Here is a 3,255-nt window from a genome sequence, read left to right as displayed (position 1 = left end):
CCCTCCGGCACCATCGCCAGCTTGTCCTTGACCAGCTCGAAGGATTTCTTGCCCTTCAAGGCCGTGCCCAGGTATTCGATGTGGCCCTCCACCTTGCTGGCCGGCAAGGTCCCCGTGATCGCCTTCAGGGTCGTGGTCTTGCCCGCGCCGTTGGCCCCGATCAGCGTCACCAGTTCGCCTTCGTTGACTTCCAGGCTGATGCCCTTGACCGCCTGGATGCCGCCGTAGGCCACGCTCAGTTGTTCGACTTTTAAGATGTTCGTTGTCATGTCTTCTCTTCGGTCAGTGACCAGCTCCCAAATACGCTTCGATCACGGCTGGGTTCTTCTGCACCTCCGCCGGCACGCCCTCGGCAATCGGCTTGCCGTAGTCCAGCACCGTGATGCGGTCGCACAGCCCCATCATCAGTTTGACGTCGTGTTCGATCAGCAGGATGGTCTTGCCCTCCTTCTGGATCTTGACCAGCAGTTCCCGCAAGCCCAGCTTCTCGGTGGCGTTCATCCCCGCCGCCGGTTCGTCCAGCGCCAGCAGTTGCGGTTCGGTGGCCAGCGCACGGGCGATCTCCAGCCGTCGCTGGTCGCCGTACGACAGGTGCCGCGCCGTCCGCTTGGCGAACTGGCCGATGCCCACGAAGTCCAGCAGTTGCTGCGACTTCTCGCGGATCTGCGCTTCTTCCTCGCGCGCGGCCTTGTGGCGGAACACCGCCCCGAAGACGTTCTGTCTGGTGCGCACGTGGCAGCCCACCATCACGTTCTCCAGCACCGTCATGTCGCCGAACAGGCGGATGTTCTGGAAGGTGCGGGCAATGCCGGCCTTGGCCACCTCATGCGGCGCGCTCGGGCTATACGGCTTGCCGTCCAGTTCGAAGCTGCCGGTGTCGGGCTGGTACAGCCCGGTGATCACATTGAAGAAGGTGGTTTTACCGGCGCCGTTGGGGCCGATCAGCCCGTAGATCTGGCCGCGCTCGATGCGAATGCCCACGCCGTTCAGGGCTTGCAGGCCGCCGAAGCGCTTGCTCACGTCGCTGATCTTGAGCAGTGTCTGTGTCATGGTCGTTCTCCTGCTTTCTGCTTAGGCTTTGACTTCGCCGACGGCGGCGCCGCTGTGGGGGTGGTCCGCCTCCGGGCGGTCTTCATGGCGCGGCGAGGGCCACAGGCCGGCCGGGCGGGTCAGCATGATCACCACCATGGCCAGGCCGTACAGCAGCTGGCGCAGCACTTCGGCGTCGATCCAGACCTTGCCGAACAGGCTCATCTGCAGCGGTTCGACCACATGGCGCAGCACTTCCGGCAGCGCCGCCAGGATCACGCCGCCCAGCACCACGCCGGGGATGTGGCCGATGCCGCCCAGCACCACCATGGCCAGCACCGCGATCGATTCGGTCAGCGAGAACGATTCCGGCGACACAAAGCCCTGGAAGGAGGCGAACATGGCCCCGGCCACGCCGCCGAAGGAGGCGCCCATGGCAAACGCCAGCAGCTTGACGTTGCGGGTGTTGATGCCCATCGCCTTGGCGGCGATCTCATCCTCGCGGATGGCTACCCAGGCCCGGCCCAGGCGCGAGTCCTGCAGCCGGATCGAGAAGAAGATCACGGCGATGCACAGCAGCAGGAACAGGAAGTAGTAGGCGTTCACCGAGGGCGTGGTCATGCCGAAGATCTTGACCATCGAGCCCGAGCCCGGCTCGCCGGCCAGCGACACGCCGAACACCCGGATCGGGTCGATCAGGTTGATGCCTTGCGGGCCGTTGGTGATATTGACCGGGGCATTGAGGTTGTTCATGAAGATGCGGATGATCTCGCCAAAGCCCAGCGTCACGATGGCCAGGTAGTCGCCGCGCAGCTTCAGGGTCGGCGCGCCCAGCAGGGCCCCGAAGATGGCCGCGATCAGGGCCGACAGCGGCACGATCACCCACAGCGACAGGTGGATGCCGTTCTGCACGATCTCCGGGCCGCACACCATGACCAGGAAGTTGCCCACCGCCGGGTAGGTGTTGACGAAGGACTCCAGCACCGCCGCGAACTGCGGCGAGGCCAGCAAGCCCGCGGTATAGGCGCCGATCGCATAGAACGCGATATAACCCAGGTCCAGCAGGCCGGCGAAGCCCACCACCACGTTCAGGCCCAGCGCCAGCATGATGTACAGCAGCGCCATGTCCATGATGCGCACCCAGGAGTTGCCGAACTGCTGGGCGATGAAGGGAAACACGATCATCAGCGCCAGCAGCACCAGCAGGCTGGTCCTGGCTTGTGCCGGATTGCGCTTCATGTCGAAGGATAGGAGAGCCATTTGTCTTCTCTTCTTTGAATGTGGGTTAAGACTTAAGCGCGGTCTGCTACGCGTTCGCCCATGATCCCCGAGGGGCGCAGCGTGAGGACGATGATCAGCACGATGAAGGCGAAGATGTCCTGGTAGTTGCTGCCCAGGAAGTCGCCCGTCAGGTCGCCGATGTAGCCGGCGCCCAGGCTTTCGATCAAGCCCAGCAGGATCCCGCCCAGCATGGCCCCGTAGATGTTGCCGATGCCGCCCAGCACCGCCGCCGAGAAGGCCTTCAGGCCCGGCACGAAGCCCATGGCGAATTGCGCCGTCGAGTAGTTGGCCGCCCACATCACCCCGGCAATGGCCGCCAGGGCCGCGCCGATGGCGAACGTGACCACGATCACCTTGTTGGAATCGACCCCCATCAACCCGGCAATGCGCGGGTTCTCGGCGGTGGCGCGCATGGCCCGGCCCATCTTGGTCTTCTCCACGATCAGCACCAGCCCCAGCATGGCCAGCACCGCCAGCGCCAGCAGCATGATCTGGGTGGGCGAGATCAGCGCGCCGGCGATGTGCACCGGGTCCGACGGCATCACCTGCGGGAACGGCAAGGGGCTGCGGCCCCACAACATCATGGCGATGGTCTGCAGCAGGATCGACACGCCGATGGCGGTAATCAGCGGCGCCAGGCGCGGCGCATTGCGCAGCGGCCGGTACGCCACCCGCTCGATCACCAGGCTGACCACGATGCACACCGGGATCGCCCCGACGATGGCAATGACCAGTTGCACGATGCCCGGCAACTGCGGCGCATGCAGCTGCACCAGCTTGAGCAGGGAGAGCCCCACCATCGCCCCCACCATCAGGATGTCCCCGTGCGCGAAGTTGATCAGGTTCAGCACCCCGTACACCATCGTGTAACCCAACGCGATCAGTGCGTACATGCTCCCTAGCACCAAACCGTTGATGATCTGCTGGATGAATATGTCCATGAAT

The 3,255-nt window shown here is 64.4% G+C and carries 4 protein-coding genes; all 4 read right to left on the bottom strand.

Going from position 1 to position 3,255, the window contains the following annotated elements; genetic code table 11:
- Positions 1 to 269, bottom strand: a 269-nt coding sequence (locus tag FB598_RS20580; RefSeq protein WP_141911297.1) for an ATP-binding cassette domain-containing protein, incomplete at its 3' end; no start/stop codon positions are given.
- A gap of 13 nt (positions 270 to 282) precedes the next feature.
- Positions 283 to 1,050: an ABC transporter ATP-binding protein gene (locus FB598_RS20575; protein WP_141911300.1), complete on the bottom strand. Its 768-nt coding sequence runs from the start codon at positions 1,048 to 1,050 to the stop codon at positions 283 to 285.
- Between the two features lie 21 nt (positions 1,051 to 1,071).
- Positions 1,072 to 2,289, bottom strand: coding sequence for an ABC transporter ATP-binding protein (locus FB598_RS20570; protein ID WP_141911303.1), 1,218 nt, complete (start codon positions 2,287 to 2,289; stop codon positions 1,072 to 1,074).
- 32 nt (positions 2,290 to 2,321) lie between these two features.
- Positions 2,322 to 3,251 (bottom strand): branched-chain amino acid ABC transporter permease, encoded by a 930-nt coding sequence (locus FB598_RS20565; RefSeq protein ID WP_141911306.1) that lies wholly within the window; start codon positions 3,249 to 3,251, stop codon positions 2,322 to 2,324.
- Positions 3,252 to 3,255: the final 4 nt, after the last annotated feature.

This window comes from Herbaspirillum sp. SJZ106, from assembly GCF_006715495.1.
Lineage (GTDB): Bacteria > Pseudomonadota > Gammaproteobacteria > Burkholderiales > Burkholderiaceae_D > Herbaspirillum.
Note: the sequence above shows the minus strand (reverse complement) of the source record. Positions and strands in the feature narration are given on the sequence as shown.

Excerpts from the sequence above, each read along its gene's own strand:
- FB598_RS20570 (WP_141911303.1), bottom strand. The coding sequence starts at position 2,289 with ATGGCTCTCCTATCCTTCGACATGAAGCGCAATCCGGCACAAGCCAGG.
- FB598_RS20565 (WP_141911306.1), bottom strand. The coding sequence starts at position 3,251 with ATGGACATATTCATCCAGCAGATCATCAACGGTTTGGTGCTAGGGAGC.
- FB598_RS20575 (WP_141911300.1), bottom strand. The coding sequence starts at position 1,050 with ATGACACAGACACTGCTCAAGATCAGCGACGTGAGCAAGCGCTTCGGC.